Origin of the sequence: Aeromonas sp. R2-2 (assembly GCF_040908355.1) — a bacterium.
Lineage (GTDB): Bacteria > Pseudomonadota > Gammaproteobacteria > Enterobacterales > Aeromonadaceae > Aeromonas > Aeromonas veronii.
In genome coordinates this window covers 36,942-63,672 of the sequence record NZ_JBFODQ010000089.1, presented here as the reverse complement: position 1 = coordinate 63,672, position 26,731 = coordinate 36,942, and the positions used below count along the sequence as shown (strand labels likewise).

Annotated in this window: 19 protein-coding genes; 16 read left to right on the top strand and 3 right to left on the bottom strand. The window is 60.6% G+C overall.

Features of this window, described 5'->3' with window-relative positions; translation table 11 throughout:
* Window positions 1-232: 232 nt before the first annotated feature.
* From AB5Z09_RS18815 to AB5Z09_RS18785, 7 genes are all read left to right on the top strand, one after another.
* The gene (locus tag AB5Z09_RS18815) at window positions 233-739 is read left to right on the top strand and encodes an NUDIX domain-containing protein (RefSeq protein ID WP_368195989.1); all 507 of its coding nucleotides are present in this window, start codon (window positions 233-235) and stop codon (window positions 737-739) included.
* 132 nt (window positions 740-871) lie between these two features.
* Window positions 872-3,034 (top strand): AsmA family protein, encoded by a 2,163-nt coding sequence (locus AB5Z09_RS18810; RefSeq protein WP_368195988.1) that lies wholly within the window; start codon window positions 872-874, stop codon window positions 3,032-3,034.
* Between the two features lie 145 nt (window positions 3,035-3,179).
* The gene (locus tag AB5Z09_RS18805; protein WP_368195987.1) at window positions 3,180-4,562 is read left to right on the top strand and encodes a DUF3404 domain-containing protein; all 1,383 of its coding nucleotides are present in this window, start codon (window positions 3,180-3,182) and stop codon (window positions 4,560-4,562) included.
* Entirely contained in the window at window positions 4,559-5,206 is a 648-nt protein-coding gene (locus tag AB5Z09_RS18800) for a response regulator transcription factor (protein ID WP_128834984.1), read from the top strand. Before AB5Z09_RS18805 ends, AB5Z09_RS18800 begins: the two co-directional genes overlap by 4 nt.
* An 80-nt stretch (window positions 5,207-5,286) precedes the next feature.
* The gene (locus tag AB5Z09_RS18795) at window positions 5,287-6,051 is read left to right on the top strand and encodes a DUF2861 family protein (protein WP_368195986.1); all 765 of its coding nucleotides are present in this window, start codon (window positions 5,287-5,289) and stop codon (window positions 6,049-6,051) included.
* Window positions 6,052-6,159: 108 nt separating this feature from the next.
* Window positions 6,160-8,361 carry a glycoside hydrolase gene (locus AB5Z09_RS18790; RefSeq protein WP_368195985.1) on the top strand — a complete coding sequence of 734 codons (2,202 nt, stop codon included), beginning with the start codon at window positions 6,160-6,162 and terminating at the stop codon, window positions 8,359-8,361.
* Window positions 8,362-8,456: 95 nt separating this feature from the next.
* Window positions 8,457-9,020: a GNAT family N-acetyltransferase gene (locus AB5Z09_RS18785; RefSeq protein WP_368195984.1), complete on the top strand. Its 564-nt coding sequence runs from the start codon at window positions 8,457-8,459 to the stop codon at window positions 9,018-9,020.
* 30 nt (window positions 9,021-9,050) lie between these two features.
* Here the strand turns inward: AB5Z09_RS18785 and AB5Z09_RS18780 are convergent, their stop codons facing one another.
* The 3 genes from AB5Z09_RS18780 to AB5Z09_RS18770 form a co-directional block, all read right to left on the bottom strand.
* Complete coding sequence (locus AB5Z09_RS18780; RefSeq protein ID WP_368195983.1) at window positions 9,051-10,145, bottom strand: type I restriction endonuclease; 1,095 nt, start codon at window positions 10,143-10,145, stop codon at window positions 9,051-9,053.
* A gap of 265 nt (window positions 10,146-10,410) precedes the next feature.
* Window positions 10,411-13,284 (bottom strand): bifunctional [glutamate--ammonia ligase]-adenylyl-L-tyrosine phosphorylase/[glutamate--ammonia-ligase] adenylyltransferase, encoded by a 2,874-nt coding sequence (gene glnE, locus AB5Z09_RS18775; RefSeq protein ID WP_368195982.1) that lies wholly within the window; start codon window positions 13,282-13,284, stop codon window positions 10,411-10,413.
* Between the two features lie 205 nt (window positions 13,285-13,489).
* Complete coding sequence (locus tag AB5Z09_RS18770) at window positions 13,490-14,740, bottom strand: methyl-accepting chemotaxis protein (RefSeq protein WP_005362726.1); 1,251 nt, start codon at window positions 14,738-14,740, stop codon at window positions 13,490-13,492.
* A 101-nt stretch (window positions 14,741-14,841) separates the two neighbouring features.
* On the opposite strand from AB5Z09_RS18770, the gene AB5Z09_RS18765 reads away from it, so the two are divergent.
* The 9 genes from AB5Z09_RS18765 to fbaA all read left to right on the top strand — a co-directional run bounded on the left by AB5Z09_RS18765 (window position 14,842) and on the right by fbaA (window position 26,623).
* Window positions 14,842-15,594, top strand: coding sequence for a potassium channel family protein (locus AB5Z09_RS18765; RefSeq protein ID WP_005354446.1), 753 nt, complete (start codon window positions 14,842-14,844; stop codon window positions 15,592-15,594).
* A 146-nt stretch (window positions 15,595-15,740) separates the two neighbouring features.
* Window positions 15,741-16,346, top strand: coding sequence for a TIGR04211 family SH3 domain-containing protein (locus tag AB5Z09_RS18760; RefSeq protein WP_005335443.1), 606 nt, complete (start codon window positions 15,741-15,743; stop codon window positions 16,344-16,346).
* Window positions 16,347-16,675: 329 nt separating this feature from the next.
* Entirely contained in the window at window positions 16,676-19,840 is a 3,165-nt protein-coding gene (putA, locus tag AB5Z09_RS18755) for a bifunctional proline dehydrogenase/L-glutamate gamma-semialdehyde dehydrogenase PutA (protein ID WP_368195981.1), read from the top strand.
* Window positions 19,841-20,061: 221 nt separating this feature from the next.
* On the top strand, window positions 20,062-20,841 hold the full coding sequence (gene nudC / locus AB5Z09_RS18750; protein ID WP_368195980.1) for an NAD(+) diphosphatase: 780 nt from the start codon (window positions 20,062-20,064) through the stop codon (window positions 20,839-20,841).
* Between the two features lie 182 nt (window positions 20,842-21,023).
* The gene (gene hemE / locus AB5Z09_RS18745) at window positions 21,024-22,091 is read left to right on the top strand and encodes a uroporphyrinogen decarboxylase (protein ID WP_368195979.1); all 1,068 of its coding nucleotides are present in this window, start codon (window positions 21,024-21,026) and stop codon (window positions 22,089-22,091) included.
* A gap of 111 nt (window positions 22,092-22,202) precedes the next feature.
* On the top strand, window positions 22,203-23,132 hold the full coding sequence (locus tag AB5Z09_RS18740; RefSeq protein ID WP_368195978.1) for an ROK family protein: 930 nt from the start codon (window positions 22,203-22,205) through the stop codon (window positions 23,130-23,132).
* A 60-nt stretch (window positions 23,133-23,192) separates the two neighbouring features.
* Window positions 23,193-24,203, top strand: coding sequence for an erythrose-4-phosphate dehydrogenase (gene epd / locus AB5Z09_RS18735; RefSeq protein WP_005335438.1), 1,011 nt, complete (start codon window positions 23,193-23,195; stop codon window positions 24,201-24,203).
* A 61-nt stretch (window positions 24,204-24,264) separates the two neighbouring features.
* A complete protein-coding gene (locus tag AB5Z09_RS18730; protein ID WP_368195977.1) occupies window positions 24,265-25,428 on the top strand; it encodes a phosphoglycerate kinase in 1,164 nt (387 codons plus the stop codon).
* A 115-nt stretch (window positions 25,429-25,543) separates the two neighbouring features.
* A complete protein-coding gene (gene fbaA / locus AB5Z09_RS18725) occupies window positions 25,544-26,623 on the top strand; it encodes a class II fructose-bisphosphate aldolase (protein ID WP_042029694.1) in 1,080 nt (359 codons plus the stop codon).
* Window positions 26,624-26,731: the final 108 nt, after the last annotated feature.

The window sequence follows — 26,731 nt, the reverse complement described above, 5'->3', positions numbered from 1 at the left end:
GCCGATGGTAGTGTGGCATTCGCCATGCGAGAGTAGGACACTGCCAGGCACCCAATTTAAGAACCCCGCTCATCGAGCGGGGTTTTTTATTGCCTAGAAATCAGAAAGTCGCCTGAAAATTGGCCAGTGTTATCCCCTCCTTCCCCTGAATTCCTGGTCATCCCATCAGTTTTATTCATAAAAAACGGCCCTGGCAGCGTAAAATGGTGCTTTATCTGGTCGGAGATAGCCCATGTTTTGTCCAAAATGCGGCGGTCAAACCCTGCAGAGCGTCAGCCCCAAAGAGTTTCGCTGTGGCTGCGGTTTTCATTTTTTCCAGAATGTGGCGACGGCGGTGATGGTGGCGCTTTGCTGGCAGGACGAGGTGCTGGTTGCGGTGAGAGCAGGCAATCCGGGCAAGGGGTTGCTGGATCTGCCGGGCGGATTTGTCGATCCCGGCGAGTCGCTGGAGGGGGCGCTGGTGCGCGAGTTGCAGGAGGAGCTGGGACTCGATGTCAGCGCTCATCCTTGTACCTATCTCGGTTCCTTCCCCAATACCTATCCCTACGATGGCATCACCTATCACACCTGTGACACCTTCTTTGCCATCAAGCTGAGTGAAAAACCTGTCATCCAGCCGGCTGACGATGTGGCCGCCTGTCAGTGGTTGAAACTCAGCGATATCCCCTTGTCCCGTTTTGCTTTCGAGTCGACGCGCACCGCGATGGCGCCGTTGCTGCAATCCCCTTTGCAAGCCTGATCCCTGCTGATGACGATGGGGATTGGCAGCGACCATCCCTGTCTCATCCTTGTCCACTTTTGTCCCGCAGACGCCATTCGTCAGACGGTGAGTGGTATAGTCAGCAGTGGATCCGGATTCAAGGAGCATATCGTGAAGAAGATAGTTCTCATCTTGCTCGGCATCGCCGTGGCGGCCTTGCTGGCCATAGTGACGCTGATAAGCCTTATCGACCCCAATCAATTCAAGCCCCAACTGGCTGAACAGGTGCGCAAGAGCACAGGCCGGGAACTGGTGATGGCGGGAGAGATTGACTGGCGTTTCTGGCCGAGTCTCGGCCTCTCGCTGGAGAAGGTTGCTCTGCGCAATCCGGCCGGCTTTGCCGAGCCGGATCTGATTCGTTTCGAACAGGGCGATGCCTCGGTGGCCCTGTTGCCGTTGCTCTCCCATCGCCTGGAGATCGGCAAGGTAACCTTGAGTGGCGCCCATCTCTTTATCCAGACCAAGGCGGATGGCAGCTCCAATCTGAGCGGACTGATCAAGGATGCCACTGCTGATGCAAGCGAACCAGTCGTCCCCGCAACTCCTGCGCCAACCGCTGATAGCAAGCCCTGGCAGATCAGCTTGCAGGGTGTCGCGCTCTCCCAGGCCAGTGCGCTGGTACAGGATGATCGCAGCGGCACCTCGCTGCGACTGGATCGCCTCGATCTCGATATGGGGCAGCTGGCCACCGATCAGTGGGTACCCGTGACGCTGGCCGTCAAGGGGAGTGCCGACAAGCTCGCTTTCGACGTTAAAGGGCAGACCCAGATCAAGCTGGCGCAGGAGGTGATGGCGAGTGAACTGAAAGATCTGAGCCTCAGTGGCAGCCTGAGTGACCCGTCCCTGCGACTCGACAGTTTCTCCATCAAGGGGGACCGATTGGCCTTGGGTGAGTGGAGCAACCTCACGTTGGCGCTCAAAGGGGCCAAGGTAGAGGGGCTGCAAGCTTCACTGGCTGGCTCGCTGGAAGGAACACTCAAGGGACGGCTCGATAAAGAGATGAAGCTGGCCGAGCTCTCCGATGTGCTGCTGACGGCAGCGCTGGAAGGTGATGCGCTGCCGCGCCCGCAGATGAAGCTGAAACTGGCCGGGTTTGCCCGTGCCGAGCTCGACAAGCAGTTGATTACCCTGAGCAAGCTGGTGATGAGTGCCGATGAGGCGCTGTTGAGTGGTGATGGAACCGTGCAGCTTGGTGCCATTCCCGCAATCAGCTTCGATCTCAAGGGGGAGAAGCTGGATCTCGACAAATGGCTCGCCAAATCGGTACCGACCACACCTGCGCAGGCGAAAGAGGACAAACCGGCGGCCGGTGCTTCCAATACCGCTGCAAGTGACAATAAAGCGGTCACCGGCAAGAGCGAAGCCCTCTCCGCGGTTGAACCGGATCTGGGCGCGCTCAAAGGGGTGGATCTGGATGGTCGGTTGCAACTTGGCAGCCTGCGCCTGAAAGGGCTGGATCTCGGTGCTGTCGATCTGCAGGTGGCTATGGCCAAGGGACTGCTCACGCTCAAACAGTTCAGCGCGACCGTGGCTGGCGGTCAGGTAAGCGCGAACGGGGTACTCGACGCACGCCAGCAGCCCGCCACCTACAAGGTGCACAAGCAGGTGGCCGGAGTGAACATTCGTCCCTTGTTGCAGACTCTGGCCCAGAGTGATCTGCTGGAGGGCAAGGGCGATCTCGATGTGCAGGTGCAGGGGCGTGGTCTCTCTGCGCTGGCACTGCGCAACGGAATACAGGGCAAGGTGACCTTGAAGCTGAGCGACGGCGCCCTGCATGGCATCAACCTGCCGGAGATGATCCGCGAGGCGCGGGCCACCCTCACCGGCAAGGGGGCCGAGCAGGTGAAGGAGGCGCGCAAGACCGACTTCAGCGCTCTGACCGCCAGCTTCCAGATTGCCGACGGCATCGCCCGCAGCAACGACATCCAGCTCTTTGCACCCGCCTTGCGGGTCAAGGGGGATGGGCAGACTGCGCTGGTGCCGGAGAGCCTCGACTTCCTGTTCCTCACCTCCATCGTCGAGAGCAGCAAGGGGCAGGGGGGCAAGGATGTGGACGAGCTGAAGGAGATCACCATTCCGGTGCGGATCGGCGGTCACTGGCAGGCCCCCAGCTATCACCTCGATGTGAAGGCGCTGCTCAGCAACAACAAATTGCTGGAGGATAAGGCGCGCAAGGAGGCCGAACGCGGCCTCAAGAAGCTGCTGGGTGACAAGGCCGACAACGATGCCGTCAAAGGGGTGGCCGACCAGCTGCTCAAGGGACTGTTCAAATAGGTGACGGTTCACATGGCTGGCGGGAGCCGCGCCAATGCCGTTAGCGGTTGACCGGATGTCAGCGCCATTGAAAAATGGCGCTGACATTTTTTTATGGCGCAGTGATCTGCTGTGTCTTCATCCGGAGTCATCTCGAGTTGAAACCATGCGCCTGATCCTGCTGCTCTGTTCCCTGATCTGCTACGGCATGGCTTCTCCGGTGCTGGCCGGGCCGCTGGCGGATCGTCTGGCGGGCGAGCTGGCCAGACAGACTCCAGAACAGGCGCTGCCTCTTGACGAGATGCAGCGGCTCGACCGGCGCTTGATTGCTCCCGACTCCCTCTATCCCGCCTGGCAGCGCTATCCGCTGCGCCAGCTGCAGGCTATCTATCGCTATCAGCAGGAGTGCGGGACAGATAATGAGTTGCCCGCCGAGTGGCTGCCGCTGCTGAGGGCGCTTTGTGGCCAAGGGGCTAAGCCCTCGACCAGCTGGTTTGCCGCTCACCCCATCTATCCGTTGGGTGGCTCCAGCGTGGCTCGCTGGCAGGCTGGTCATCCGGTGGCCGGGCTCGACGCTCTGCTCCATGTGCGGGAGCGGCGAGATCAGTTGGGGCAGCTCGGCGAGCTCGATAATGACAACCTCGATGCCCTGCTGCGGGGGGAGCGCTGGTTGCTGCAATCGGGTCAGCTCTGGCTGCTTGCCGATGGGCAGTGGCGTCGTTACGGTGCCGGGCAGTGGCAGCCGCTGGCCGAGCGGCTTGGCGTGACGCTGGATAGCCGGGTCGATGGCTCCTGCCAGGAGCGGGTTGGGGGGATCTGCATCAACGAGCGCCCCACGCTGCATTGGCAGTGGCTGGCGCTGGCCAGCTCTCTTGGTTTCATCCTGCTGCTGGGGTGGGCCAGCTGGCAGCGCTGGCGCCTGCTGCGGGAGCGGCGTGTCGCATTGCAGATGCTGACCCACGAGCTGCGCACTCCCATCATGGCGCTCTCTGGCATCAGCGAGGAGCTGCGCCACGATTTCGACCGGCTGCCCCCTTCCGCCCAGCAGAGCGTGGGGCAGCTGCTGGGCAGTGTCGCCCGTCTGCATCAACTGGCGCAGGCCAGTCGCCACTATCTGGCGGCAGAGACTCTCGAAGATGAGCGGGTGGCGGTCAGTCTGGCCGAGTGGCTCACCCAGGCTTGCGAGCGGCATGACGCCACCTTCTGCCTTGAGCGGGAGATGACTCTGGCGCTCCCCTTCTACTGGCTCGACCTTGCCCTCGACAATTTGCTGCGCAACGCCAGCCAGCATGGCTGTGCACCGGTTCGGATCTGTGCCAGCTGGCAGGCGGGGCGTTTGATCCTCGCGGTCAGCGATGGCGGCGAGCTGCCGGGTTACCGGCTCGCCACCCTGCTGCGTCGCGGAGCCCGTGCCGAGGGTTTGGGGCTGGGGCTTGCCATCGTGCGCCATCTGCTGCGCCGCCTTGGCGGGCGCCTCGTCCTATCCGGCCCGCCCACCACCTTTACCCTGATGCTGCCCTGCCAACTCTGGAGCGATACCGAATCATGAAGACCCTCCTGCTTGTCGAAGACGAGGCGCTGCTGGCGGAGAACCTGCAACGCTATCTGACCCGCGAGGGGTATCGCTGCCTCTGGTGCGACACCCTGGCTACGGCGGAGCAGCAGTGGCTGGCGGCGGATCTGGTGCTGCTGGATCGCACCATGCCGGAGGGGGATGCCCTCGACTGGCTACCCCAGTGGCTGGCGCGCAAGGCGCTGCCGGTGATCGTGCTCACCGCAAGGGTGGAGGTGAGCGATCGGGTGGCCGGGCTCGATGCGGGGGCGCGCGACTACCTGACCAAACCCTTCTCCCATGACGAGCTGCTGGCGCGGATCCGGGCCCAGTTGCGTCAGCTGGGGGATGGCACTCAGGCAGTGGGCGGCTTGCAGCTTCATCCTGCCCGGATGCAGGCGAGCTGGCAGGATGCGGAGGTGAGCTTTACCCCCACCGAGTTTGCCCTGCTCACTCTGCTGGTGCGGATGGCGGGGCGGGTGCTGAGCCGGGAGGAGATCCTCAACCGGGTATGGGGCTATCAGGCGTTTCCCTCCACCCGCACCGTTGATACCCATATTCTGCAACTGCGCCAGAAGCTGCCCGGGTTGGCCATCGAGACGGTGCGCGGCATCGGCTACCGGCTGGAGGTGACAGCGTGAAGCGCGCAACGCTGGCTGCTCTGCTGTTAGCTCTAAGCGTCGGCCTTCTGAACCTGGGCCTTCTAAACGTAAGCAGCGTGATGGCAACCGAACGCCTCCTGGAAGCCGATCGCGCCGACCCGCTGCAACCGGCTACGTTGGCGCTGTTGCAGGGGGATAACCGGCACGCCTGGCAATCTTTGCAGCAGGCATGGCCCGCCCTCACAAGTGATGCCGAGCGCCGTAGCTGGCAGGGGATGCTGGCTGCGCTCAGTGCCCAGCACTGCGGCAAGGATTTCCCGCTCACTCTGCCTGATGGGGTGAGCGAGCTGCGCCTTGAGCTGATCCAGCGCGATGCGCCGCTGCTGCGGGACTATCGGGTGCAGTTGACCGGGGAGGGGCCCATCACCACCGCGGAACTTATCGATTCCGCTGGCCGTGACCGACTGGCAGGTGCCCAGTGGGAGGCGGAAGAGAACTCCGGAGTCAGGGTCGTGGGGGCCGATCTGCCGACGCCTTTGCCAGCCGGGCTCTATCAGCTGCGGCTGACGGTGGCGGGCCTGCGTTGGCAGGTGGCGTTGCCGCTGCCTGCGGTGCAGGATCTGGACTGGCTCTCCCGCTCGCCGCAGGCGGTAGCCAATCTCCCCGTCAATCCTGCGGCCTGCACGCCGCTCTGGCTCGATCAGGCGGTGCTGGCTCGCCCGCAATACTCCCTGCTCTGGTGGCACCGGATTGCGCCCGATGAGCCGGTGAACTGGCCAACCGCTACGCCCGACAGCTGGCGTACCCTTTCGCTGGTGCAGACCAGCCAGCGCGGCCAGCTGGTGTTGCAGCTAAGCCACAGTCAGGCGGGGCCGGTTGAGTAATGGTCGTCGTGATGGTCAGTTGCACGCAATCCTGACATTGGCCTGACAATCGCAGGCGGCCAATCTGCTGAAATGGCGATTCCCGTGTGTTATCAGGAATCACCGACCATGACTCTTCTTCCCGTGCTAACGAGCCGGATCCGCCCGCTGCTGCTGTTGGCGCCGCTGTTCTCCCTGCCTGCCGAGGCGCTGACCCTTGCCAACGATCAGTGGCGCATCGAGCTGGATCCCGCCACCCTGGCGGCCGAGGCTGTGCTGCCATCGGGCAAGCACCTTCTCATCTCTTCTCCCGGCCCGCGTCAGCCGGTCACCGCTCTGCAGCAGGAGGGGGAGCGCGCCAGCTGGCTGACCCGTGCCGATGGCGAGGTGCGTGCCTTGGCTCGCCTTGAGGGTAACCGTCTGATCCTTACCCTCAGCCGTGCAACTGCTGGCGAGCTGGTGTGGCCGCGTGTACCGGCAGGGGCGCAGGCGCTGATGCTGCCGATCCATGAGGGATTTCGCATTCCGGCTACGCACACTGCGTGGCGCAAGGCGCTGGCGCAGGAGTATCAGGGGATCAACACCACCGAAAATCTCACCCTGCCACTGGTTGGGCTGGATCACGGTGATCAGCAGCTGGCGATCCTCTTTGCCAATCCCTTCAACAACCGGCTCACCTTTGCTCCGAAGCAAGATGGCATTGCCCTGACGGCGACCCATAGCGTCAACCACCTCAATCTGGCTGACCCCTATGAGGTGGCGGTGTCGCTGCAACCGGGCAATGACTGGCTGGCGGCGGCCAAGGCCTATCGCAGCTGGTTGCAGGCACGGGGCGAGCTGGTCTCGCTCGAGAGCAAGCTGGCGGCGGTACCGGATGGCAAGCGGCTGATCGGCGCCTCTCACCTCTACCTTTGGGGCGAGCGACTACTGGTGCCACAGGATGTGAAGAGCTGGCCCGCGTTGCGCCGCCTGATGCCCGCCGACTGGCTCAAGGGGGAGAGCAAAACGGCGCTGCAGGCCCCCGATCTGGCCCGCAACCGCTATCTGCAAAACCGGGTGCTGACCGGAGTTGAGCAGGCGCTGGCGCTGCGCCATCCGGGTCAGCAACCGGCCGATTTCGCTGCCCGGCGCACGCTGGCTGCCAGGCAACTGGGGGCTGCGCTCAACGAGCCAGAGAGCTGGGGCGATGGCAGTTCGGCCAAGATGATCGCCGCTCTCAAGCAGGCTGGACTATCCAGACTCTGGCTGGGGCTGCCCCAGTGGACGGCGGGCTTTGCTGCGCCAGAGGGGATTGAACTTGCCAAACAGGCGGGCTATCTCATCGCCCCTTACGACTCCTACGATACTGCGCTGCCGGAGGGGAATCGGCAGCAGAGCTGGCTCACCGCCCAGATGGGGCAGGATATCTACCTGCGCTGCGGCATCATGCAGGAGAACGGGCGGCGCAAGAGCGGCTTTCAAAACAGCGGCGTCTACACCAATCAGGCCTGCGTGCGCCCGGTGATGGAGCAGCGAGTGCCCAAGTTGCAGCAGGCGAGCCACTACAACAGCTGGTTCCTCGATGTGGCGGCGACCGGCATGGTGTTTGACGACTTCGATCCGGCCAAGCCGACCACTCAGGCGCAGGATGCACAGAACCGGATGGCGGGAATGGCGTGGATTGCCAAGAGTCAGGGGGTGCTGGTGGGCTCCGAGGAGGGCGGCGCGGTTGCCAACCGCACCGCGGCCTTTGCCCACGGCCCCCAGACCAGCGGCTTTGGCTGGCAGGATCCCGATATGCGCCGCAACAAGCGCTCTCCCTACTATCTGGGAGCCTGGTATCCCGACTATCAGCCCGCGTTCTTCTTTCGCCAGAGCCATCTAAAACCTGAGTATCAGGGGCTCTACTTCGATCCGGCGCTGCGGTTGCCGCTGTTCCAGGGCGTCTTTCACGACAGCATAGTGACCACCCACCACTGGACGATGGATAGCCTCAAATTCAGGGAGAGCCGTCAGTTCACCGAACTGTTGCAGCAGCTCTATAACGTGCCGCCCCTGCTCAATCTCAGTCTGGATAGTGCCAGCGCGCGCATTCCCTACCTCAGGGGGCTCGATGCTTTCTTCCGTCCGCTGCATGAGCGGCTCTACAACCAGCCACTCACCGGTTTTCGCTGGCTCGACAAACGAGGAGAGGTGCAGCAGAGCGAGTTTGCCGATGGCACTCGACTGATTGCCAACTTCGGTTCGGCCACCGAGCTGGCAGGGATAAAACTGGCCGCTCAAAGCGTGCTGGCGCTGCTGCCCGATGGCAGCCAGCAGCAGTTTGTTTCGCAACCGGATGGCGCCCGCTAATCGGGCGTTCTGGCTTTTATTTCATTAGAGGATGATGTGGCGGAACTTTTTATGTATAGATGAACGTTCTGCAAAATGGATTAGAGGTAGTTCTGATGATTGAGAGTGAAGTGATTAGAGAGGTAAACCATCCGGCGTGGCCGCTGGTCTGGCAGATCTATGGCGAGAGTTTTCCCCGCTACGAACAGCGCCAGTCACAGCATCAGCCGCAGAAGATGCGGGATCCTCGCTATCACTGCCAAATCTTTTATCAGGACGGCCTGCTGCTCGGTTTTATCTTCTGGTGGGCGTGTGGCGAGCAGATCTATATCGAACATCTGGCCATCAATCCGGCGCTGCGCGGCCGCAACTACGGCAGCCGCCTGCTGGCCGAATTTTGCGAGCGGGCAGGCAAAACCGTCATTCTCGAGATCGATCCGCCAGAGGATGAGATTGCCATTCGCCGTCTGCGCTTCTATCAGGGGCTGGGCTTTTGTCTCAACGATTATGCCCATCTCCACCCACCCTATCATCCTGACTATCAAGGTCATGCGCTGCGGGTGTTGAGCTATCCGGGGCTCCTTGAGGAAGAGGCCTATCAGCGTTTCAACAGCATGCTGGTGGAGACGGTGATGGATCACGGCTTGAGTTGTAAAACGGGGATGTTCATTGCGAGATGAAGGAGGGATTATCCCCCCTCCTAATTTCAACTATTCATAGACTGATGTCGCGGTCAGCAACTGATCTGCAAACGTAAAGATTTCATCGATCGAGGAAATAGGATGCCTAGTCTCTTTTTTGTCTGCATCGAATAAACCGATATATTTCTGTCTTGCATTAAAATGCAACCGGCATAACGGCTTGCGATTATTATCGTCGAGGAGAATACCAAAATAACTTTGGGTATCTCTTGCTGCGATTCTTGTTACATCAAATCGCTGTCTCAGAATTGCTTTGACAACATTAAAGCCTTCCATCTCTTCAATCGTTGTATCGACCTGTGATTTTTCCTCACTACAGCCTTCGGCATTATTGTTATCACTTGATGGATTACTATCAAATGCCGGTTGGATAGTTGAGGAGTTGACACTGCCACCAATCGCAGATTTCAATCTTGCATTGATGCTGTCATTCAGAAATTGGCTAAGTGCCTTCTTGGTAATGTCGGTAAAGGACTGTTTGACCTTTGCCGTCAGTACACCGTCATAGATTCTGGATGCAAAAAACTTAACAAAGTCTTCTTCCGGTGAGCCAAATTGTTCGGCTAGCAATTTTTTGATCTGGCTAAGGTACTTCAGTTCACCAGCTGCATCGACAACTGAATCAACATCGAAAGAGGTTTTGGTTAGTTTTAATACCTCAGGCACTATGTGTTCATCTATGTCTTCCAGATCGAGCGTCAAAAATGGTTTTTCGTCCATTTTGTTTGGGGCATCAAGGTCTGTGTAGAACTCATATTGTGCCCCATTGGTAAGAATGCCGATTCGAGCATTGGTAACTGAAAAATAGCGAAAGAGTTGACCAGAGTGCTTGGCCGAGAGTTTTTCACTGTATTTTTTACACTCAACCAGAATTTGCACTTGGCCATCTTTGAGAATGGCGTAGTCAACCTTTTCCCCTTTTTTGATGCCTGTATCTGCGGTGAATTCCGGAATCACCTCCGTAGGATCAAACACATCATAACCAAGTACACGATTGAGAAATGGCATGACAAATGCGTTTTTGGTTGCTTCTTCTGTGGTGATCATCGATGACTGTTGAGCAATCTTTTTGGCTAGACTCTGTAGCTGCTCTGAAAAATCCATTGTTTCCTCTCTGCGCTGGGACTGGAATTGTTGAGTTGATATTCACCCGTCATATCTGGCCAAAATCAGGTGAGGTCATAGAGACGGTTTATCTCTACGTATATTCAGCAAAGTGCCATACGATTCCAAGGCTGGTATGCCTGAAACAGGATCCAGCTCACCGCTATTGAGTGTTATATGAAGAAAATATGAGCTTGTAGCTGATATTTATATTAGAAATGGGCGCCCAAGCGCCCCTTTCTCGTTGAACCTGCTGTGGTTTATCTCACTCCCCCAGCAAGGTTTGCCAGACGGCGAGCACATGGCTGCGCTCGTTTTGCAGCTGATCGTCGCTCACCTTGCGGGAGATCTCCGAGAGGTTGAGGCGATGGCCGAGGTTGCGGATCTCCAGATAGGCCTGCTTCAGCCCCTCCGCCTGCTCCAGGGTCAGCACCCCCGCCATCACGCACTCGTCGAAGATACGCACGTTATCGGACCAGCGGGTGAGGGCATCGGGCTCGCCGCAGGCGTGGGCCAGCACCAGATACTGGGCGATAAACTCGATATCCACCATGCCGCCGGGGGACTGCTTGAGGTCGAACTCGCCGGCACCGGCTTTGAGCAGGTGATCCCGCATCTTGTGGCGCATCTCGCGCACCTCGCGGGCCAGAGTCGGCAGCTCCCGCTCCTTGGCCAGCACATCGCGGCGGATGCGGGCAAACTCGGCAATGATGGCGTCATCGCCATAGATGGGACGGGCCCGCACCAGCGCCTGATGCTCCCAGGTCCACGCCTCGTTTTGCTGATACTGCTCGTAGGCCGACAGCGACGAGACCAGCAGGCCGGAGTCGCCGGAAGGGCGCAGCCGCATATCGATCTCGTAGAGAATGCCGGACGGGGTGCGGGTGCTGAACAGGTGCAGGATCCGCTGCGCCAGACGCAGATAGAACTGGCGGCTGTCGATGGGCTTGCGGCCATCTGTGTAGCTGTTGGGGTCGCCGCCATGCAGAAACACCAGATCGAGATCCGAGCCGTAACCGAGCTCGATACCGCCCAGCTTGCCATAGGCCACCACCGCAAAGCCGCGCTGGCCGCTGGTTGCCACCTCAGGCGGCACCCCGTAGCGCTCGCTCATCTGGGCCCACGCCTGATTGACTACCTCTTCGGTGATCGCCTCCGCCAGCCAGGTGAGGTGGTCGCTCACCTTCATCAGCGGCAGGGCGCCGGCGATGTCGGCCGCCACGATGCGTAGCAACTGCACCTGCTTGAACTGGCGCAGCGCTTCCATCTGCTGCTCCACGTCCTCTTCGGGGATGCGCAGCAGGAACTGGCGCAGCTGGGGCTTGTACTGGTCGAGCGGGGTGGGGTGGTAGAGGTGCTGGGGATCGAGCAGCTCATCCAGCAGGATGGGGTAGCGGGCCAGCTGTTCGCTCACCAGATGGCTGGCGTCGCACAGCCGCACCAGCTGGCGCAGGGCGCCCGGGTTCTCCGCCAGCAGCTGCAAATAGGCGCTGCGGGTGAAGATGCGGGTCAGCAGCTCACACACCCGCTCGAACAGGCGGGCGGGTTGCTCACTGGCGACCACCAGCCGCAGCAGCTCCGGCATCAGCCAGTCCAGCGCGATGCGCCCCTGCGGCCCTACCTGACGGCGCTTGTACTCCTCCTTGAAACGCAGCAGCGCGGCGCAGAGCGGGGCGGGCTCGGCCACCCCCTGCGCAGTCAGCAATTTTTCCAGCTCGGCGGCGTCGAGCTCGGTGCGCCAGAGATCGAGCCAGAGCTGCTCCAGATGGGCGGGTGCCTCTTTCTCTTCCCCCACCACGGCGGCGAACTCCTGATGGACGGCGGCCATCTCCTCATCCAGATGAGTCATAAAGGCGCCCCAGTCGGCAAAACCGAGGGCGGCGATCAGCCGCTGGCGATCCCGCTCTTCGGTGGGCAGGGTCTGGGTCTGCTGATCGCCGATCTCCTGCAATATGTTCTCGACCCGGCGCAAGAAGCGATAGGCATCCAGCAAGCGGTCGCAATGGGCAGATTCGAGGGCGCCACATTGGGCGATGGCGGCCAGCGCCTCCGGCAGGTGACGCACCCGCAGTGCCGGTTCACGGCCGCCGCGAATAAGTTGCAGCGCCTGGGCGATAAACTCCACTTCGCGAATGCCGCCAGCCCCCAGCTTGATGTTGCCCTCCAGCCCCTTGCGGCGCACCTCGGCGGCGATCATCGCCTTCATCTGGCGCAGGCCGTCGATAACGCCAAAGTCGATATAGCGGCGAAACACGAAGGGGCGCAGCATCTCGGCCAGCTCCACCGCTTGTTCGCACTGGGGCCCCATTATCCGCGCCTTGACCATGGCGTAGCGTTCCCAGTTGCGGCCGTGGTGCTGGTAGTAATCCTCCATGGCGGCAAAGGAGATGGCGAGCGGCCCTGCGTCGCCAAAGGGGCGCAGCCGCATATCGACCCGGAACACCTGACCATCCTGAGTGGGCTGGTGGAGGGCGTTGATGATGCGCTGGCCCAGCTTGATGAAAAATTGCTGGTTGGCGAGTTCACGCCGCCCGCCGACCGTGTAGCCGTTCTCGGGGAAGGTGAAGATAAGGTCGATATCCGAGGAGAAGTTGAGCTCGCCGCCCCCGAGCTTGCCCATACCGAGAATGAGCAGCGGCTGCGGGTTGCCATTGCCGTCCATCGGGGTGCCCAGCTCGCCACACTGTTTGGCGTAGAGCCAGTCGCGGGCGGAGCTGATGAGGGCATCCGCGAGTTTGGTGAGGTGGATAAAGCTCTCTTCCACCGCCGCATGGCCCAGCAGCTCGCGCCAGGCGATCACCAGCATGCGGCTGCGGCGGAACTGGCGCAGGATACACTTGAGCGCCTCTTCATCGCTTACCTCGGCGAGCAGGGCTGTGAGGTCACTCTGGTAGGCGGGCCAGCGCTCGGAGCGCTCCAGATCTCCGGAGGCGAGCAGCTCGGTCAGCAACTCCGGCTGTTTGAAGAGGGAGTCGGCGACAAAATCAGAGAGGCCGAGCAGGGTCAGCAGGGTCTGGCGAACGGGCTCGGGCAGCGAGCCATAGTCGGGGGCTAGCTCGACCAGTCGCTGCCACTGGCGCTCGGCCTGTTCTTGCAGCAGGGGGGAGAGGGCGGAGAAAGAGGGAGAGTGCTGGGCCACGGTTGCCGTCCTTGTGGTTCACGACAGCGGGTTAACGACACGAGGTTAACAACGCTGCCGGTTCAAAATGGTGGCTGCCAATCTAGCACTGTCAGGCCCCCGCGTCACAGCGCAGGGGCGAGAAGCATGATCCGGCAAGGAAAATGGGTTGCTTGTGGGGATATAAAGAAAGGCCCCGCAGGGCCTTTCTGTCTATTCGCTGTGGTCACGCCAGTTTGAAGGACTGGATCTGGCTGTCGAGCTCTTTGCTGTGCTGCTCGACCAGCTCGGAGGCCTCTTGCAGCTCGCGCAGCACCACGACGGAGCCTTCGGCGATCTGCTTGACCTGCTCCAGATTGCCGCGCATCTCTTCGGCGACCGAGCTCTGTTGCTCGGAGGCGGCGGCGATGTGGCGGTTCATGTCGGCGACACCCTGTACCCGCTGCACTATGGTGGCGAGCTGGGTACCGGCCTGGGTCACCTGTTCCACCCCCTTGTCGGCCTGCTGTACGCTTTGGGCCATCAGTTCGCCAGCCTGATGGGCATTGCCCTGCAGCTGTTCGATCATCTTCTGGATCTCGACGGTGGCGGCCTGAGCCCGGTTGGCCAGCTCACGCACTTCGGAGGCCACCACGGCAAAGCCACGACCCGCTTCACCGGCGCGAGCCGCTTCGATGGCGGCGTTCAGTGCCAGCAGGTTGGTCTGCTCCGAGATACCGCGAATGGTGTCGACCACAGAGCCAATGCGCTCGACCCCCTGCTCCACCTCGTTGACCACGGTGGCGGAGCGCTGGATGTTGCCGGAGAGGGTATCGATGGTGCTGACGGTGTCGGCGACGCAGCGGCTCCCCTCTTCCGCCAGCTGGCTGGTTTCGGCAGTGGCGTGAGAGGCCTGATCCGCATGGGCGGCCACTTCGCGAATGGCGCCGACCATCTGGCTCATGGCGCTGGCCAGCTGTTCGATCTGGGTGAACTCTTCGTTGATCGCTTCGTTGGCCTCTTCCATGCAAAGGGTCACCTGGGAGGCGATGTCGTTGAGCTCCTTGCAGGCGGCGCGCTGGTTGCCAAATACCTCTTTGAGATTCTCCTGCGAGTGGGAGACCGCCTTGGCGATGTCACCGAATTCGTCACGAGACTTGAGCAGTACCTTGTGGCTGAGGTCCCGCTTGGCGAAGCGCTCCAGCAGGCCCACCAGATAGTGCACCTGCTTGACCATCAGGCGGGAGCCGGTGAGCAGCAGGATCACGAACAGCAGCCCCATGATGGCGGTCTCCATCAGACCGGTCCAGAGCAGGCGATTGGAGATCGCATCCGCCTTGGCGGGATCGAGCCCTTCGCTGAGCAAGGTCGCTTCCAGATTGTTGGCGTCAAACCAGAGTTTTGTCAGTAGCAGGAGGGTACTGAACACCATCAGCAGCACCACTTTGGGTACCAACCGGATGTTGCTCATTCTTTTCTCCAGCAGGTTCAGCTGCATTGTCATTCTCCTTTTAAAAGCCGTTTTTTCCTTTGCCCTCAGGACTATCGGCATTATCTTCTCTTTTATTAATTTGCACTGTGCTTAAAGTTGGAAAATGTATGCGACATCACTTAACTCATCTGCGGGCGATGGATCTGCTGATGGCATTTCTGTCGATTATCTCGGTTGTGCTGGTGACGGCCCGCTGGTGGGGCCATGAGAGCCTGACACCACAGACCCTGCAGCTCTTCTATGACCTCGACAGTCTGATCTGCTACTTCTTCCTCGCGCACTTTGCTTATGGCTGGATCCGGGCCTCCGATCGCAAGGCCTATTTCAAGGCCAACTGGATCTATCTGCCGGGTAGCCTGCCGATGGCGGAGCAACTGCGCTGGGCGCGGTTGATCCAGCTGTGGCGGGTCTATCAGCTGTTCAAGGAGCACCCGGATCTCTGGGCCATGTTCCGTCGCGAGCGCAACGAGACCACTCTCTCCGGCATCCTGTTTCTGTTCTTCCTGCTGCTGGGGGTGGGCTCCGGCGTCATGTACTGGATTGAGTCAGGCCAGCCCGGCAGCCAGATTGAGACACCCTATGACGCGTTCTGGTGGACGCTGGTGACCCTCTCGACAGTGGGTTACGGCGATCTGGTGCCCAAGACCGAGGAGGGGCGGTTTGTCGCCAGCCTGCTGATCCTGTTCGGGGTCGGTCTGTTCGGTGCCATCAGCGGTTTCATGGCCAGCCTGTTTTTGCAGCCCAACAAGGGGGATGGCGAGACCGACAAGTGGCGTCATCACTACAACAACCAGCAAGAGGAGCTGCTGCGGGAGATCCGTGCCCTGCGCAGCGAGGTGCAGGAGCTGAAAAACAAGTGAGGCCGCAGACGGGCAAGTTGCGAGGTGACTCGCAACTCTGCGCGTATTATCCCGGGGGAGGTGCTTTTTCTTTGCTTGTCCTTTAACCTGCTGGCGGCTTAACATTCAACCTCTTGTCCAAACCTGAAAAAGAGAACCGATCGACCATGCGCGCCCTTCTCGGGATTTTGATCTGCTTGTGTGCCCAACAGGCACTGGCCGATACCCGTTATGTTTCAGACAACATCTTTACCTATATCCACAATGGCCCGGGTACCCAGTACCGGATCCTTGGCAGCGTCAAGGCTGGTGAACCGCTGGAGGTAAAGGCGGTGAACAGCGAGGCCGGTTTCACCCAGGTGGTGGACGGTCGTGGCCGCGAGGGGTGGATCAAAAACAGCGAACTGCAGAGCCAGATCAGCCTGCGCGAGCGTCTGCCCCAGGTGGAAAAAGAGCGCGATGAGCTTAAAGATCGCTTGCAGAACCTTAACGGTGACAACGAGAAACGCTTCACCGAGAAGGATGGCCAGATCGCTGCCCAGAGCAAGGAGATCGCCGCTCTCAAGGCCCAGCTGGTCAGTCAGGGTGAGGAGATGAGCAATCTCAAAGAGCAGAATGATGCCCTGACCCAAAGCTACGACAACCAGGAGCACGACATGCAGATGGACTGGTTTATCCGTGGTGGTGCCATGGTGGGTGCCGGTATCCTGCTTGGTATCCTGCTGCCCATGCTGCCCCGTCGTCGCAGCCGTGGCGATCGCTGGATGAACTGACAGCCTCTGGCTGACTGAATTGATGAGAAGGGTCGCCGTGGCGGCCCTTCTTTTTTTGGGCACATTGGGGACATCCGCTATTGGGCGGAATGCGTGGCTGCTTTGCGACAGGGCGGTGGCAGATCGTATACAAAATGAAGTCAGATGACCCTCATGTTTACTGGCAGGCTGGCTTCAAAAGGGAATGAATAGGGTGAATTAGCGATCTTTGTTAAAGAGTGGCAACAAATTCATTTCATATAGGGGAAGATATTGTATACATTGTCGGCGTTTCGGCGGCGCGTCCGCCTTTGTCGATATCAGCCCTAGGGCGTACAGGAAGACCCCATATGTTCAAAGCTACTCAAGTGCTTGCCGCTGACTATATCCCCTCCGATCTGGCCGCCCTGCGCGAAGCCATCACCCAGAACTATGTGGTGGATGAAAATGCCTATCTGGCCGAACTGTCGGCCATGTTGCCGGGGGATGGCGCCTCGCTGGAGCAGGTGACCCAGCGTGCCCGTACCCTGGTGACCAAGGTGCGCAAGGAGAGCGGCTCCGGTGACGGTATCGACGCCTTCCTGCAGGAGTACAGCCTGGATACCCAGGAGGGGATCATTCTGATGTGTCTGGCCGAGGCGCTGCTGCGCATTCCCGATGCCGAGACCGCTGACGCCCTGATCAAGGACAAGCTCTCCGGCGCCAACTGGTCATCTCATTTCCGCAAGAGCGACTCTGCTCTGGTCAACGCATCCACCTGGGGGCTGATGCTGACCGGCAAGATCATCAAGCTGGACAAGAAGCTCGACGGCAACCCGGCCAACCTGCTGGGGCGTATGGTCAACAAGCTGGGTGAGCCGGTGGTGCGCTCTGCCATGTATGCCGCCATGAAGATCATGGGCAAGCAGTTCGTACTGGGGCGTGACATGAAAGAGGCGCTCAAGGCGAGCCGCAAATCCCGCGAGCTGGGCTACACCCACACCTACGACATGCTGGGCGAGTCGGCGCTGACCATGCAGGATGCCGACAAGTATCTGACCGATTACCGCAACGCCATCGAGGCGGTGGGCAACGAGCGGATCAGCGACGGCGGCCCGGCCCCTTCCATCTCCATCAAACTCTCGGCGCTTCATCCGCGCTATGACGTGGCCAACCGCGAACGGGTGCTCGGCGAAATGTGCGAGCGGCTGGTGGGGCTGGTACGGCTGGCCCGCGACAAGGATGTGGCCATCAGCATCGATGCCGAGGAGATGGACCGCCTCGAGCTGTCGCTGGACTTGTTCGAGCAGCTCTACCGCTCCGACGCCAACCGTGGCTGGGGCAAGCTCGGCATGGTGGTGCAGGCCTACTCCAAACGCGCCCTGCCGGTACTCTGCTGGCTCACCGCACTGGCTCGCGAGCAGGGTGACCTCATTCCGGTGCGACTGGTAAAAGGCGCCTACTGGGACAGCGAACTGAAATATGCCCAGCAGGCGGGCCTGCCCGGCTATCCGCTCTTTACCCGCAAGGCGGGCACCGATATCTCCTACCTCGCCTGCGCCCGCTACCTGCTGAGCGAACCGACCCGCGGCTTTATCGCTCCTCAGTTTGCCACCCACAACGCCAATACCGTGGTCAGCATTCTGGAGATGGCCGGTGATCGCCAGTTTGAATTCCAGCGTCTGCACGGCATGGGGGAGGAGCTGCACAACGCCGTGCTGAACGACAATCCCGGCCTGCACTGCCGCATCTATGCGCCGGTCGGTGCGCACAAGGATCTGCTGCCCTATCTGGTGCGCCGTCTGCTGGAGAACGGGGCCAACACCTCCTTCGTTCACAAGCTGGTGGACCCCAACACCCCGGTAGATTCACTGGCCGAGCATCCGCTGCGCACCCTCAAGCGCTACTCCGGCTTTGCCAACGACCGCATTCCGCAGCCGGTGAACCTCTTCACCGACCGCAAGAACTCCAGCGGCGTCAACATGAACATCCTCTCCATCCAGCGCCCCTTCTTTGCCCGCTTGAAAGAGCTGGAGAGCAAGCAGTGGCTGGCGGGCCCCATCGTCGATGGCGAGACCCTCAAGCGCAGCGAGGCGCGCACCGTGCTGAGCCCGCAGGATGTGAGCCTGACTGTTGGCAAGATCCACTGGGCCGACGAGCAGGCGGTGGAGCAGGCCTTGGCATCGGCCCACACTGCCTTCCCGCGCTGGCGCGAAACCCCGGTGAGCGAGCGGGCCGCCGCGCTGGAGAAGCTGGCAGATCTGCTGGAAGCGAACCGCGAGCAGTTTGTCTCCCTCTGTACCCGCGAGGCGGGCAAGCTGCTGCAAGATGGCATCGACGAGGTGCGTGAAGCGGTCGATTTCTGCCGCTACTACGCGGTGCAGGCGCGCAGCCTGATGGGGCTGGCGACCCTGCTGCCCGGTTACACCGGCGAGCAGAACGAGCTGTTCCTGCAGGGGCGTGGGGTGTTTGTCTGCATCAGCCCGTGGAACTTCCCGCTGGCGATTTTCCTCGGCCAAATCGCAGCTGCGCTGGCCACCGGCAACACCGTTATCGCCAAACCGGCGGAGCAGACCGGCCTTATCGCCCATCTGGCGGTGACTCTGGCCCACCAGGCCGGTATTCCGGGCGACGTGCTGCAACTGCTGCCCGGTGATGGTGCTACTGTCGGCGCCAAGCTGACGGCGGATGCTCGCATTGGCGGCGTCTGCTTCACCGGCTCCACCGAGACGGCCAAGCTCATCAACATGACCCTGGCCCAGCGCGATGGCGCCATCCTGCCACTCATCGCCGAGACCGGCGGCCAGAACGCCATGATCGTCGACTCCACCGCACTGCCGGAACAGGTGGTGCGCGATGTGGTGAGCGCCGCCTTCCAGAGCGCCGGTCAGCGCTGCTCGGCCCTGCGGGTGCTCTATCTGCAGGAGGAGATCGCCGAGCGGGTGCTGGAGATCCTCACCGGCGCCATGCAGGAGCTGAAAGTGGGCAACCCGGCCGAGCACAACACCGACGTAGGCCCGGTGATCGATGCCGATGCCAAGGCCGGTCTCGATGCCCACCTCGCCTACATGATCCCGCGTGCTCGCCTGATTGCCCAGGCGCCGATGCCCGCCGTGACCATGGAAGGGCACTTTGTCCAGCCGACCGCACTGGAGATCGGCTCCATCCGCGAGCTGGTCAAGGAGCAGTTCGGCCCCATCCTGCACGTGGTGCGCTACGCCACCCGGGATCTGGACAAGGTGATCAGCGATATCAACGGCACCGGCTATGGCCTGACGCTGGGGATCCACAGCCGCAATGAATCCCACGCTGAGGAGCTGGCGAGCCGCATCAACGTGGGCAACGTCTACATCAACCGCAACCAGATCGGCGCCATGGTCGGGGTGCAGCCGTTCGGCGGCCAGGGGCTCTCCGGCACCGGTCCCAAGGCGGGCGGCCCTCACTACCTGAGCCGTTTCGTCACCGAAAAGACCCGCACCATCAACACCACTGCAGTGGGCGGCAACGCCTCCCTGCTGGCGATGGGCGATGCCTGATCCGCGTCGATAGAGGCCGGATACGGGATACCGGATAACAACGGGCCGCCTTCGGGCGGCATCTTTATTTGCGCCATCCGTTTTTTACGAATGGGACAATCGGCCACTGCGGGGTCGTCAGCGACCCGTGCTGGTCGTAAGATGGGAGCCATTCGCATGGCGTTTGCCCCTTGCTCGGCCAGCCGTGGTCAGGGTTCTGTTTTAACGAGAGTGTTTATCTGATGTCATTAACCGAACAAGCCCGCTGGTTCGTGCTGGGGGGCGATCATCTGGTACTGCTCGATCAGCAGGGAGAGGTGCCACAAGGAAGTAAAGCGTGTCTGCCCGCAGCGCTGGCCGGTGCCCATTTCGAGCGTTTTGATGAGTGGCAGGGGCTGCCCTGCTATCTGCTGGATCTGGGGGCTGAGGCCGACACGACTATGATGGCCCCCCTGCGCCAGTTGATGGTAGCGGGGGGTGAAGAGGGCTTTCGTCTTGCTGGCCGCGCCTGGCAGCTCGCCACCTTCCGCCGCACCCACCGCTTCTGCGGCGAGTGCGGCGCCCCCATGACCCCGAAGGCAGGGGAGTGGGCGCAGGTGTGCCACCTCGGCCACACGGCCTATCCGCGTATCTCCCCCTGCATTATCGTGGCGGTGCGCAAGGGGCCGGAGATCCTCTTGGCGGCCCATCGCCGTCACTATCAGGCGGACGATCCCATGTATACCGTGCTGGCCGGCTTTGTGGAGGCGGGGGAGAATCTCGAGCAGTGCGTGGCGCGGGAGGTGTTCGAGGAGAGCCGCATCCGAGTGAGCAATGTGCGCTATGTGGCGAGCCAGCCCTGGCCCTTTCCCCACAGCCTGATGATGGGATTTACCGCCGACTACGAGAGCGGCGAAATCCGGGTGCAGGATGACGAACTGGTTGCCGCCGCTTTCTTTGCTGCTGACCGGCTGCCGCGTTTGCCGCCCCACGGCACCATTGCCCGGCGGCTGATCGAGTTGTCACTGGCTGGCGAGGGGTAACGAGGCGCTTATCTTTTCGCCAACCTTTTTGCACTTCTTTTTAAAAACGGGGCGCTCTGGTTTGCGCCCCTTCACATCTTTGCAACCGTGCGCCCATTTGCCACGTTTTGGGCAGTCCGATCCGGTGGGCAAAGTGGTATTATGGCCGCCATTTTATGCGTGATACGAACTCAGGAACTGGGATGAAAGAGCTGAAGAACGATCGATACCTGCGCGCTTTGCTGCGTCAGGATGTAGACATGACCCCGGTATGGATGATGCGCCAGGCTGGCCGTTATCTGCCGGAATACAAGGCGACTCGCGCCCAGGCGGGGGATTTCATGTCTCTGTGCCGCAATGCCGAGCTGGCCTGTGAAGTCACTCTGCAGCCGCTGCGCCGCTACCCGCTCGATGCCGCCATCCTCTTCTCCGACATCCTCACCGTGCCCGATGCCATGGGGCTCGGTCTCTACTTCGAGCAGGGTGAAGGCCCGCGCTTCGAGCGTCCGATCACCTCCATGGCCGATGTGCAGGCGCTGCCCATTCCGGATCCGGAGGATGAGCTGGGCTATGTGATGAACGCGGTGCGCACCATCCGCCGCGAGCTGAAGGGTGAAGTGCCGCTCATCGGCTTCTCCGGCAGCCCATGGACTCTGGCCACCTACATGGTGGAGGGGGGCAGCTCCAAGGCGTTCACCAAGATCAAGCAGATGATGTACGCAGAGCCGCAAACCCTGCACCTGCTGCTCGACAAGTTGGCCGACAGCGTGATTGCTTACCTCAACGCCCAGATCAAGGCGGGTGCCCAGGCGGTCATGGTGTTCGACACTTGGGGCGGCGTGCTCACTCCTCGCGATTACCTCGACTTCTCCCTGCACTACATGCACAAGATTGTCGATGGCCTGATCCGCGAGCACGACGGTCGCCGTGTGCCGGTCACCCTGTTCACCAAGAACGGCGGTCAGTGGCTGGAGCAGATCGCCGCCACCGGTTGCGATGCGCTGGGGCTGGACTGGACCACCGACATCGCCGATGCCAAGCGCCGGGTCGGTGACAAGGTAGCGCTGCAGGGCAACATGGATCCCTCCATGCTCTACGCCACTCCCGCTCGCATTCGTGAAGAGGTCGCCTCCATTCTGGCCGGTTTCGGTCACGGCAATGGCCACGTCTTCAACCTCGGCCACGGTATCCATCAGGATGTGAACCCGGAGCACGCCGGTGTGTTCGTCAACGCGGTGCACGAGCTCTCCGCCCAGTACCACGGTCGCTAAGACCGGGGCGAGAGAAGAAGAGTGTGTTTGAAATCCGGGGCCGTCAGGCCCCGTTTTACATTGAAATAGGCGCTGCAACGACGAGAACGTGGCGCCAGTGCAGGAGGCAAGATGAGCAGCAAGTCACTGGATTGGGGTATCGATCTTGGTGGTACCAAGTGTGAATGTGTGGTGCTGGATGGCGACGAGGTGCTGCTGCGCCACCGCATCCCCACCGAGCGGGCGGGCGGTTATGACCACATGATCGGCCAGATCGCCAAGCTGGTGGCAGAGTGCGCCGAGAAGATTGGCCAGCGCCCGGCCGTCATCGGCATGGGCACGCCGGGGGCGCGTGATCCGCAGACCGGCCTGATGAAGAACTGCAACACCACCGAGCTCAACGGCAAGCCGTTCAAGGAGGATCTGGAGCGCAAACTGGGCGTGCCGGTGCTGATCGCCAACGATGCCAACTGCTTCGCGCTGGCAGAAACTCATCTCGGTGCAGTGCGCCAGCACCATCCCGATGCGAAAGTGGTGTTCGGCATCATCATGGGCACCGGGGTCGGCTCCGGCATCGTCATCAACGGCCAGATCCTCAACGGCCACCACGGCATCGCCGGTGAGTGGGGCCACAATGTGCTTTCCCCTGATGGCCCCGAGTGCTACTGCGGCAAGCGTGGCTGCGTCGAGACCCTGATCAGCGGTCCGGCGCTGGAGGCCTGGTACGAGGCCAAGGCCAAGCGCCACCTCTCGCTCGCCCAAATCGCGGCTGCCACCGCCCACGATCACATCGCCAAGCTCACCATCGACCGGCTGCACCTGCTGTTTGGTCAGGCGCTGGCCAATGTGGTCAACATTCTCGACCCGGATGTGATCGTCATCGGTGGTGGAGTGGGCAATGTGCAGAGCCTTTACAGCGCCGGACGACAGACAATTTTGCCCTTCCTCTTTAATCCCCGCTTCAGAGCCCCCATTATTGCTCCTGCCCTTGGTGACAGTGCCGGGGTATTCGGGGCCGCACTGCTGGCCCGCGGTGAATTCAAGGAGGCCCTGCTGTCGTAGCCGGGGCTCTCGGGCGGCCGGTGCGCCGCCCTGTTGCTGGTTCAAGGAAACGGATTCTCGATGATCAAGATTGCCATCAATGGTTACGGGCGGATCGGTCGCAACGTGTTGCGAGCCCTCTATGAAAGCGGGCGCGACAAGACCATCAAGATCGTTGCCATCAACGAGCTGGCGGCCCCCGAGGCCATGGTGCACCTGACCCGTTACGATACCAGTCACGGTCGCTTCCACCATCCGGTGCAACTGGCGGGCAACAGCATGCTGGTGGGGGAGGATCTCATCTCCCTGTTTGCCGAGCGGGATCCGTCAAAGCTGCCGTGGCGGGCGCTGGGGGTGGATGTGGTGCTCGATTGCACCGGGGTGTTTGGCTCGCGGGCTGATGCCGAGCTGCATCTGGCGGCGGGGGCGGGCAAGGTGCTCTTCTCCCACCCGGCGGATGCCGATGTGGATGCCACCGTGGTCTACGGGGTCAACCATCATACCCTCACCGGAGCGGAGCGGATCGTCTCCAACGCCTCCTGTACCACCAACTGCGTGGTGCCGGTGATTGAAACATTGCATCGAGAATTCGAGATAAATTGTGGTACTATTACGACAATTCATTCGGCCATGCATGATCAGCAAGTCATCGATGCCTACCACAGTGACTTGCGCCGAACCCGCGCTGCCAGTCAGTCCATCATTCCGGTGGACACCAAGCTGGCAAAGGGGCTGGAGCGTATCCTGCCCCACTTCGCCGGCAAGTTCGAGGCGATCGCGGTGCGGGTGCCGACCATCAATGTAACAGCGATGGATCTCAGTATTACTGTTCGTAAAAAAGTGACAGTTACTGACGTAAATCAAGCCCTGCAACGGGCATCCAGAGGTACATTACACGGTATTCTGGATTACACGGAAGAACCGCTGGTCTCCGTAGACTTCAATCATGATGCACACTCCTGCATCATTGATGGTACCCAGACCCGGGTGAGCGATGCCAACCTCGTCAAGATGTTGATGTGGTGCGATAACGAATGGGGCTTCGCAAACCGGATGCTGGATACCACCCGGGCCATGATGGCCGCAGGCTGAGCCTGCCCCGGGCGAAAGGTTACTGTTTTTAACATTACCTGGAAAATATAGAGGACTGAATATGTCTGTTATCAAGATGATTGACCTGGATCTGGCGGGTAAACGCGTTCTGATCCGTGCTGACCTGAACGTACCGGTAAAAGACGGCAAGGTCACCTCCGATGCACGTATCGTTGCGACTCTGCCGACCATCAAGCTGGCTCTGGAAAAGGGCGCCAAGCTGATGATCACCTCCCACCTGGGTCGTCCGACCGAGGGTGAATACAACGAAGAATTCTCCCTGGCTCCGGTTGTCAACTATCTGAAAGACGCTCTGTCCTGCCCGGTTCGCCTGGCCAAGGATTACCTGGATGGCGTAGAAGTCGCTGCCGGTGAGCTGGTTGTGCTGGAAAACTGCCGCTTCAACAAAGGCGAGAAGAAGAACACCGAAGAGCTGGCCAAAAAATACGCCGCCCTGTGTGACGTCTTTGTAATGGATGCGTTCGGTACTGCTCACCGCGCCGAAGGTTCCACCTACGGTGTGGCTCAGTTCGCACCGGTCGCCTGTGCTGGTCCGCTGCTGGCGGGTGAACTGGAAGCCCTGGGCAAAGCCATGCTGAAGCCCGAGCGCCCGATGGTTGCCATCGTTGGCGGCTCCAAGGTCTCCACCAAGCTGACCGTTCTGGAATCCCTCTCCAAGATCGCTGACCAGCTGGTTGTCGGTGGTGGCATCGCCAACACCTTCATCGCTGCTGCCGGTCACAACGTCGGCAAGTCCCTGTGCGAGCACGACCTGATCGACACCGCCAAGAAACTGGCTGCCGAGACCAACATTCCTGTGACCACCGACGTGGTTGTAGGTGCCGAGTTCTCCGAGTCCACTCCGGCCACCATCAAGTCTGTTAACGATGTGACCGACGGCGACATGATCTTCGACATCGGCCCGGATTCTGCCAAGGCCCTGGCTGACATCATCATGAACGCCAAGACCATCCTGTGGAACGGCCCGGTTGGTGTATTCGAGTTCGACCAGTTTGCTGAAGGCACCAAGGTTATCGCTGAAGCCATCGCTGCTTCTCCGGCCTTCTCCATCGCTGGCGGTGGCGACACCCTGGCTGCTATCGACAAGTTCGGCATCGCTGACAAAGTCTCCTACATCTCCACTGGCGGCGGCGCCTTCCTGGAGTTCGTAGAAGGCAAGGTACTGCCGGCTGTTGCGATTCTGGAACAGCGCGCCAAAGCCTAATTGACCCGGAACGGGGGGCAAAAGCCTCCCGTTTCGTTTATCATGTGCCCGCTGTGCCGGTTCATGATGAACCCCCCATTTTTTATTAACGGCATACGAGACAGGACGATTAAACATGTCTAAGAAAATTTTCGACTTCGTAAAACCCGGCGTGATCACTGGTGATGACGTTCAGAAAGTGTTCGCCATCGCTAAAGAGAACGGCTTTGCTCTGCCGGCCGTAAACTGCGTTGGTACCGACTCCGTGAACGCCGTACTGGAAGCTGCCGCCAAGGTTAAAGCGCCGGTTATCGTTCAGTTCTCCAACGGTGGTGCCGTGTTCACCGCCGGTAAGGGTCTGAAGCTGGAAGGTCAGAAAGCTGCCATCCTGGGTGCCATCTCTGGTGCCAAGCACGTTCACGCTGTTGCCGAAGCCTACGGCGTGCCGGTAATCCTGCACACCGACCACGCTGCCAAGAAGCTGCTGCCGTGGATCGACGGTCTGCTGGAAGCGGGCGAGAAGCACTTTGCTGAAACCGGCAAGCCGCTGTTCTCCTCCCACATGCTGGATCTGTCCGAAGAGTCTCTGGAAGAGAACATCGACATCTGCTGCGAGTACCTGACCCGCATGGCCAAGATGAACATGACTCTGGAGCTGGAACTGGGTTGCACCGGTGGCGAAGAAGACGGCGTCGACAACAGCCACATGGATCAGTCCGCTCTGTACACCCAGCCGGAAGATGTTGCCTACGCTTACGAGCGTCTGTCCAAGATCAGCCCGCGTTTCACCATCGCTGCCTCCTTCGGCAACGTACACGGTGTATACAAGCCGGGTAACGTCAAACTGACCCCGTCCATCCTGGACGCTTCCCAGAAGTACGTTTCCGAGAAGTTCGGCATCCCTGCCAAGTCTCTGGACTTCGTATTCCACGGTGGTTCAGGTTCCACTCTGGAAGAGATCCGCGAGTCCATCTCCTACGGCGTAGTGAAGATGAACATCGACACCGACACCCAGTGGGCTACCTGGGAAGGTCTGCTGCACTTCTACAAGAAGAACGAAGCTTACCTGCAAGGTCAGCTGGGCAACCCGGAAGGTGCCGACAAGCCGAACAAGAAGTACTACGACCCGCGCGTATGGCTGCGTGAAGGTCAGACTTCCATGATCAAGCGTCTGGAACAGGCTTTCTCCGACCTGAACGCCATCGACGTACTGTAATTCGTTACAGCACCTTGATTGCATGAAAAGGCGCCCTTCGGGGCGCCTTTTGCATTTCTGTGATCCGTGGTAGCTGGTTTGCCGTGCCGTAGCTGGGTATTATCGAAA

Excerpts from the sequence above, each read along its gene's own strand:
- AB5Z09_RS18815 (WP_368195989.1), top strand. The coding sequence starts at position 233 with ATGTTTTGTCCAAAATGCGGCGGTCAAACCCTGCAGAGCGTCAGCCCC.
- AB5Z09_RS18805 (WP_368195987.1), top strand. The coding sequence starts at position 3,180 with ATGCGCCTGATCCTGCTGCTCTGTTCCCTGATCTGCTACGGCATGGCT.
- AB5Z09_RS18800 (WP_128834984.1), top strand. The coding sequence starts at position 4,559 with ATGAAGACCCTCCTGCTTGTCGAAGACGAGGCGCTGCTGGCGGAGAAC.
- AB5Z09_RS18795 (WP_368195986.1), top strand. The coding sequence starts at position 5,287 with ATGGCAACCGAACGCCTCCTGGAAGCCGATCGCGCCGACCCGCTGCAA.
- AB5Z09_RS18790 (WP_368195985.1), top strand. The coding sequence starts at position 6,160 with ATGACTCTTCTTCCCGTGCTAACGAGCCGGATCCGCCCGCTGCTGCTG.
- AB5Z09_RS18785 (WP_368195984.1), top strand. The coding sequence starts at position 8,457 with ATGATTGAGAGTGAAGTGATTAGAGAGGTAAACCATCCGGCGTGGCCG.
- AB5Z09_RS18780 (WP_368195983.1), bottom strand. The coding sequence starts at position 10,145 with ATGGATTTTTCAGAGCAGCTACAGAGTCTAGCCAAAAAGATTGCTCAA.
- AB5Z09_RS18770 (WP_005362726.1), bottom strand. The coding sequence starts at position 14,740 with ATGCAGCTGAACCTGCTGGAGAAAAGAATGAGCAACATCCGGTTGGTA.
- AB5Z09_RS18765 (WP_005354446.1), top strand. The coding sequence starts at position 14,842 with ATGCGACATCACTTAACTCATCTGCGGGCGATGGATCTGCTGATGGCA.
- AB5Z09_RS18760 (WP_005335443.1), top strand. The coding sequence starts at position 15,741 with ATGCGCGCCCTTCTCGGGATTTTGATCTGCTTGTGTGCCCAACAGGCA.
- putA (WP_368195981.1), top strand. The coding sequence starts at position 16,676 with ATGTTCAAAGCTACTCAAGTGCTTGCCGCTGACTATATCCCCTCCGAT.
- nudC (WP_368195980.1), top strand. The coding sequence starts at position 20,062 with ATGTCATTAACCGAACAAGCCCGCTGGTTCGTGCTGGGGGGCGATCAT.
- hemE (WP_368195979.1), top strand. The coding sequence starts at position 21,024 with ATGAAAGAGCTGAAGAACGATCGATACCTGCGCGCTTTGCTGCGTCAG.
- AB5Z09_RS18740 (WP_368195978.1), top strand. The coding sequence starts at position 22,203 with ATGAGCAGCAAGTCACTGGATTGGGGTATCGATCTTGGTGGTACCAAG.
- epd (WP_005335438.1), top strand. The coding sequence starts at position 23,193 with ATGATCAAGATTGCCATCAATGGTTACGGGCGGATCGGTCGCAACGTG.
- AB5Z09_RS18730 (WP_368195977.1), top strand. The coding sequence starts at position 24,265 with ATGTCTGTTATCAAGATGATTGACCTGGATCTGGCGGGTAAACGCGTT.
- fbaA (WP_042029694.1), top strand. The coding sequence starts at position 25,544 with ATGTCTAAGAAAATTTTCGACTTCGTAAAACCCGGCGTGATCACTGGT.